Annotated in this window: 7 protein-coding genes; 4 read left to right on the top strand and 3 right to left on the bottom strand. The window is 37.8% G+C overall.

The window, feature by feature from the left end; genetic code table 11:
• The 3 genes from JMN32_RS05110 to JMN32_RS05100 form a co-directional block, all read left to right on the top strand.
• Positions 1 to 1,286 (top strand): HYR domain-containing protein (locus tag JMN32_RS05110; protein ID WP_202855215.1); only part of this gene is annotated, 1,286 nt, incomplete at its 5' end.
• Positions 1,287 to 1,296: 10 nt separating this feature from the next.
• Complete coding sequence (locus JMN32_RS05105; protein WP_202855214.1) at positions 1,297 to 2,694, top strand: PorP/SprF family type IX secretion system membrane protein; 1,398 nt, start codon at positions 1,297 to 1,299, stop codon at positions 2,692 to 2,694.
• 240 nt (positions 2,695 to 2,934) lie between these two features.
• Positions 2,935 to 3,126, top strand: a complete 192-nt coding sequence (locus JMN32_RS05100) for a hypothetical protein (RefSeq protein WP_202855213.1) — start codon at positions 2,935 to 2,937, stop codon at positions 3,124 to 3,126.
• 207 nt (positions 3,127 to 3,333) lie between these two features.
• On the opposite strand, the gene JMN32_RS05095 is transcribed toward JMN32_RS05100, so the two are convergent.
• The 3 genes from JMN32_RS05095 to JMN32_RS05085 form a co-directional block, all read right to left on the bottom strand.
• On the bottom strand, positions 3,334 to 3,936 hold the full coding sequence (locus JMN32_RS05095) for a hypothetical protein (protein WP_202855212.1): 603 nt from the start codon (positions 3,934 to 3,936) through the stop codon (positions 3,334 to 3,336).
• Positions 3,937 to 3,942: 6 nt separating this feature from the next.
• Positions 3,943 to 4,521, bottom strand: a complete 579-nt coding sequence (locus JMN32_RS05090; protein WP_202855211.1) for a hypothetical protein — start codon at positions 4,519 to 4,521, stop codon at positions 3,943 to 3,945.
• Between the two features lie 93 nt (positions 4,522 to 4,614).
• The gene (locus JMN32_RS05085) at positions 4,615 to 4,947 is read right to left on the bottom strand and encodes a hypothetical protein (protein ID WP_202855210.1); all 333 of its coding nucleotides are present in this window, start codon (positions 4,945 to 4,947) and stop codon (positions 4,615 to 4,617) included.
• Positions 4,948 to 5,094: 147 nt separating this feature from the next.
• Here JMN32_RS05085 and JMN32_RS05080 point away from each other — a divergent pair, with 147 nt between their 5' ends.
• Positions 5,095 to 5,784, top strand: a complete 690-nt coding sequence (locus tag JMN32_RS05080) for a phospholipase D family protein (RefSeq protein ID WP_202855209.1) — start codon at positions 5,095 to 5,097, stop codon at positions 5,782 to 5,784.
• The last annotated feature ends 216 nt before the right edge of the window (positions 5,785 to 6,000 follow it).

Raw genomic sequence — 6,000 nt, 5'->3', positions numbered from 1 at the left:
TTACTACCACACAATTAATAACACTTACAGCACAGGACGGCAACGGAAACACAGCACAATGTACATTTAATGTAATTCCTGCGGATAACACGAATCCGGTTATCACCTGTCCCAGTGACGAGAATGTGAGTTTTGATAGCTCTTGCCAGTTTATATTACCTGATTATACAAGTCTGGCTACAGCTTCGGATAATTGTAGTGTGCCTACCGTAACCCAATCTCCAGTGGCAGGAACAATAATTACTACCACACAAGTGATAACACTTACAGCACAGGACGCCAATGGAAACACAGCACAATGTACATTCAATGTAATTCCTGTGGATAACACGAACCCGGTTATCATCTGTCCCAGTGACCAGAATGTAAGTTTTGATGGTTCTTGCCAATATACCTTGCCGGATTATACAGGTTTAGCTACAGCTACGGATAATTGCACTATAACTACTGTAACCCAATCACCGGCAGCGGGAACATTTATATCGACTACACAGGTTATTACGCTTACCGCTCAGGATAGCAACGGCAATAGTGCACAATGTAGTTTTAATGTTATACCTTTTGACGTCATTGCTCCGACAATTACTTGTCCTGCTGACGTTCAAAGTTGCGACCAGGTAATAGTGTTCAGTGAACCTGTTGCCAACGATTGTGCAGGAGTTACTGTCGTTCTGACCTCCGGCCTAAAGAGTGGTTCGGTATTTCCTGTCGGGATAACAACCAATGTTTATACTGCCACTGATCCTTCTGGTAATACCGCTACATGTAGTTTTAATATTACTCGTTATCCAATGCCGGTAATTAATATGGGTGCTGATGCAGAGATTGATGCTGGTTTCTCTCACCAAATGGATGTTTCCGTAGATGATGCTGTAAGTTACGAATGGAGTCCTGGAATTGGCCTGGATGATCCATTTATTCAAAATCCTTTAGTATCCCCTACTGCAACAAGCATATATACCTTAACCGCTACGAATAGTCAAGGATGTAGTTCTTCAGCAGACATAACAATTACAGTCAACGAAAACATTGAAATCAACAATTTTATGAGTCCTAATGGAGATGGGGATAATGATACTTGGGAGATAAAAGGCAATTGGCTCCTTGACGACTGCACCATTAGAATTTTTAGTGGTTATGGTAATTTGTTGCATGAAAGTACCGGATATAACAATGACTGGAACGGCACCTACAAAGGCAATGAGCTGCCCGAAGGTACCTATTACTACAGTATTTCCTGCAGCGGTAAAGAAAGCCGAACGGGTGCAATTACATTATTAAGATAACCTTTTTGACATGCGTAACTTCAATAACATATTTCTAATCGTAAGCACCCTTCTTGTAGGTGTTTCGGGTCAGGCTCAGCAATTGGGACTCAACAATTTTTACAATCAGAACTTATATCTGATCAACCCTGCTTCTGTGGGTATGGATAATTGTTTCCGGGGCTTTATTAATCAACGAATGCAGTGGTCCGGTGTTAACAATGCTCCTGCAACTACTGGTATTACCATGGATAGCCGTGTATTCAAGGCGCATGGTTTAGGCCTTAATCTACAAATGGTAAATGCCGGATTATTATCTCAGGTTTCCGGAAAACTATCTTATGCCTATCATATCAAAATTGCGAAAGAAAGTAGCTTGCATGCGGGGGTTTCCGGAGGTATAAACTATCAACGGTTTAACTTAGATGATGTTGTTGCTACCAGTTATTCGGATCGTATCTTAATGGAGCAAAATCAGAATGGTTCTGAACTTGCCATTGGTACCGGACTAATGTTTACTTCTCCTCATTTAAAGCTAGGGGTAGCTCTGCCTCAACCTATTAATTTGGCACAAAAAATAGGGAGTGGTGAGAGGGCTAATATGTATGCTTCTTATCAGTGGTTTTCCAGTCCTACATGGATGGTCGAAACTTCTGTGTTATACCGAAGCCTCATTACTCAGAACGATCAAATAGAGACTGGGGCTCGGGCCAGGTGGAAAAACATAATTGGAATGGGGATGATCTATAGGTCCCACTATGGAATGGTTGCTATGGCAGAACTTATGTTAAATGACAAGTTTTCAATGGCATATAGTTTCGATTTTGGTGGTAAGAATACAACAGGGGTATCTCATGGTATAATGTTGGGGATTAAGCTTTGTAGGAAATCATCAACGCAGGCAATACCTGATTCGGCTCCCGTTAATCCAAGCCCTAAACTTATACTTGAGGAATCAAAACCTACTCAGGTGGTATCGGAACCTGAACCTGATTCAGTTCGGACTCTACCTGAAGAGGCTCCGGCAGGGGAGGTTGCTCCTGAGGTAGATCAAACAAGTAAACTGCAGTCTGCAAATCTTATGTTTGGTAACAGGGATCAATTCATACGGTTTGAAAATGAGTCTGACAGCAAGGTAATATCTGATAATCAGTTTAGGGTAATTACCCAGGTAGTGCAAATTTTGAATGAAGAGCCTGCGTTTAAAGTTAAAGTTATCGGGCATGCCAGTAGTTCGGGTGATGAGGCCTTCAATTTACAGCTTTCCGAAAAAAGAGCGCAGCGAATTGCCAATTCACTGCTCGAAAAGGGAATTGATCCATCAAGGGTGATTTCTATTGGTAAAGGGGAAAAGGAACCTATTGCAGATAATTCTACAAAACAGGGGGCAAGCGAAAACAGAAGGGTGCAAATAGTATTTTATCAATAAAACATACATGATTTAGGAATCACTAACAGCTATGAAAGTTGAGGCTTTTAGCCGGGCGGTACCTTTGTACCAATAAAACTTAACGACTTGTATCATGGCTGTTGGTGAACTTCCTTCCTATATTATTATCATGTGGTTGTGAGCTTGATGTCTACAAAGACACTGTAGTTGCTTCTATCAAAGGGTAAGGATGTTGAAGCATAAACTCAGACATTTTCCACCTTTACCGATGATCTTTATATGCTAGTAGGCTGGCTCCAAAATCAGGGCATTACCCATATTGCCATGGAAGGTACCGGAGTATATAGGAAGCCTGTTTATCATATTCTAGAAGAGTTTCTTGTGAATGCCCGTCACATTAAGAACGTTCCTGGACACAAGACCAACAAGAAAGATAGCGAGTGGATAAATAGCCTTCAAAATGAATTGTAATCTATATGGATTAGATAGGCTTTCAGAAAAAAAGCCGATCATCTTATGATAATCGGCTTTTCGTAGCGAGGACGGGAGTTGAACCCGTGACCTCAGGGTTATGAATCCTAATGCTTGTAATTAAAATGTTGAAAATCAATATTATATGAGTCGTTTAATAGTGGATATACATCAATTTTCTGCAAAAACTTGACATAGAACTTAACACTATGAATTGATAATGTATGGCCAAAGACTTAATCCACCATCCCATTTAGGAAATAGGACAACGAAAATTACAAAAAACCATAAAATAATGGGTAAGAAGAGAATGGTAAATTCTGGATTTGAGAACATGTAATGTAGTAGATGTTTATAAAAAGGGATTTTCAAATCAACGGCATACGGAAATCGATTTCTGGTTCTTGGGTCTATATAATAACAAGTAAAAGTTGCTACAAAGCCGTTCTTAGCCTCATAACTTATATCGCTGGTTACGTTTTCATGTCCCAGCTCCTGAGTGGCTATTAATCTCGCTTGGCTGGTATGGAACCTGCCATATGTGTTTACAAAATTTTGTTTAGCTTTTTCTATTAGGTTTCCCTCTGTGTGTTCATGCATCATGTATTGATAGTATTTCCAAGAATAATAAATGAAAAAAATATAGATAATTCTGAAAATCCAGAATGGCTCTTGGATTTTTGCTCCACCCAAAAAAGGAAGGCTTAATTTAGAGTCTGTAATTTCGATCTTTAATAAGAAAAGAGATATAATTAGTAAACAAAGAGCAATTAGTCCCTTTCGTACTGATTTAAAACTACTGTCTTCCATTAAATTTTATGCAATTATTGATACCGGATAGTATTGACTTTTTAGTGATAGAAAGTGAGACATTGGGCGTAGTTTTCGCATTGTTTCTTTTATGGATACAATTGTTAATTCGCTATTTGTATTTATTGTATAGAAATATATGTTCAAAATTAGAAGAGCACCCATGGCCATTAAAGTATTTATTAAATTTGCTTTAGGGAAATGTTGATCCCTAGTATGTTTAACTTTATTATGGGCCGACCACCAGTCAAGAACTTTAAACTCATGCCATTGGTTAAATGGCTGAAATCCATAATTGAATCTATCTAAATAAACATATTCATGTACAATCTCAAAATGATGATTTAATAGTTCATCTTGATAGTTGTTGATGTTCGAAGCTTTACTCGATGGGTCAAATTTGGTGCAAATTAACTTGAAAAGAACATCAATTTCGGAACATGAAGTAAGGAAAAGATGTGCTAATTCAATCGAGTAAGTTTTATTGTTAGAAGGATGAAATTCTATATAGCGTGAAATTTTTTCAAGATCACTTTCTAATGCAAGATAATATCGCCAATGAGATAATATATGAGTCGTTTCCATTGTCATTGTTTTAGCTGTAATTATGGTAATAGTTTAATTCAGTCAGCTGTATATCTATAGGAGAATGAATGTACTAAAAGTATTTCATAATGCCTATTGGTTTACTTTTGCCCCCAAAGCCCTCCCTACATCAGGAAATGTCTGAAATATCTGCCTAACAACCTCCACACTAGATGCAGGAAAACTAAAATAGTCACCATCGGAATCGGTGATTTTGATATCGATCCGAGCGTTTTGTACCTGTAGCTGCTTTATTTGCTTAATTACTTGGCATGGGTCTCTATCCATGAGCCAATCTAAGTCTGTTTCAGGACCATTATTGACTTGATATACTTTCTTTCCATCTTTCATGTATACACGTAATACAGCGAACTCTTCAATGAGAGTTCTAAGCTTGATTTTATAAATACCTGGTAATAGTCTCATGCTTTCAAATTTAGTAAATACTAAAATAATTAGCAATAATGTTTACTTAATTATATGCCACAAATATTACATCGTTATGACATAGAGATGATTTTATCTTAAGTTTCGGTTGCTTAAGAAATGGTGTCAATTGAAATTACTTAATGAATGGCTAAATTTTTACGTACTAAAGGCATAGCAAAACACTTAGAAGATATTATTATCCAGGCAAAGGATCACTTGGTATTAGTAACTCCATACCTGAAATTGTCTAGTAGTTTTTTTGACAGGCTTATACAGGCTGATAGTCGAGAGAATATTAATATCACTATAATTTTTGGCAAGGATGATTTGCAGGTGCAGGAATGGAAAAAGCTTGAGAGATTAAGGAACCTCACCGTTCTCTATTTTCCGAGTTTGCATGCGAAATGTTATTTCAATGAAAGGGAGATGATTATTGGCTCTATGAACTTCTATGAATATAGTGAGAATAATAATGTGGAAATGGCGATACTTTTGGATGCTATTCAGGATAAACAGGTTTATGAGGATGGAGTAGAGGAAGTAGGGGCGCTTCTAAAAAGTGATAGATTAGAAGTGGCTTTGGTGTCAAATAACCATGATACCTCTGATGAGCCCATTAATGGCCACTGTATCCGTTGCAATGGAGAAATTCCATATGACTTGGGCAAACCACTATGCTTTAACCACTATAGAACATGGGCGAATTTTGGCGATTATGAGTATCCCGAGAAATATTGTCATACTTGTGGTGGAAGTACACATGGCAAGACTAGTATGATGTATCCGCAATGCTCAAAGTGCTTTAAAAACTCAGGTATGCTTCAAAAGATATAATACTTAGTATCCGATTAACTCAGCGTCTTACATATTTAATGGAACCGTTTTAATAATAGGGTGTGGTTGCTTGGTTGTACAGACTAAGGTTAGAAATTGATTTCCTTCAACATTGAAGCTTATACTCTCTTTAGTCGTCATGAAATAGCCACAATGAAACGTGAGGGTATCATGAGTACTGAGGGACCTAAGTTCTTCTGAAGGGATATTAGGATT

Origin of the sequence: Fulvivirga marina (genome assembly GCF_016775155.1) — a bacterium.
Taxonomy (GTDB): Bacteria; Bacteroidota; Bacteroidia; order Cytophagales; family Cyclobacteriaceae; genus Fulvivirga; species Fulvivirga marina.
This window is presented reverse-complemented; position numbering and strand designations above follow the sequence as displayed.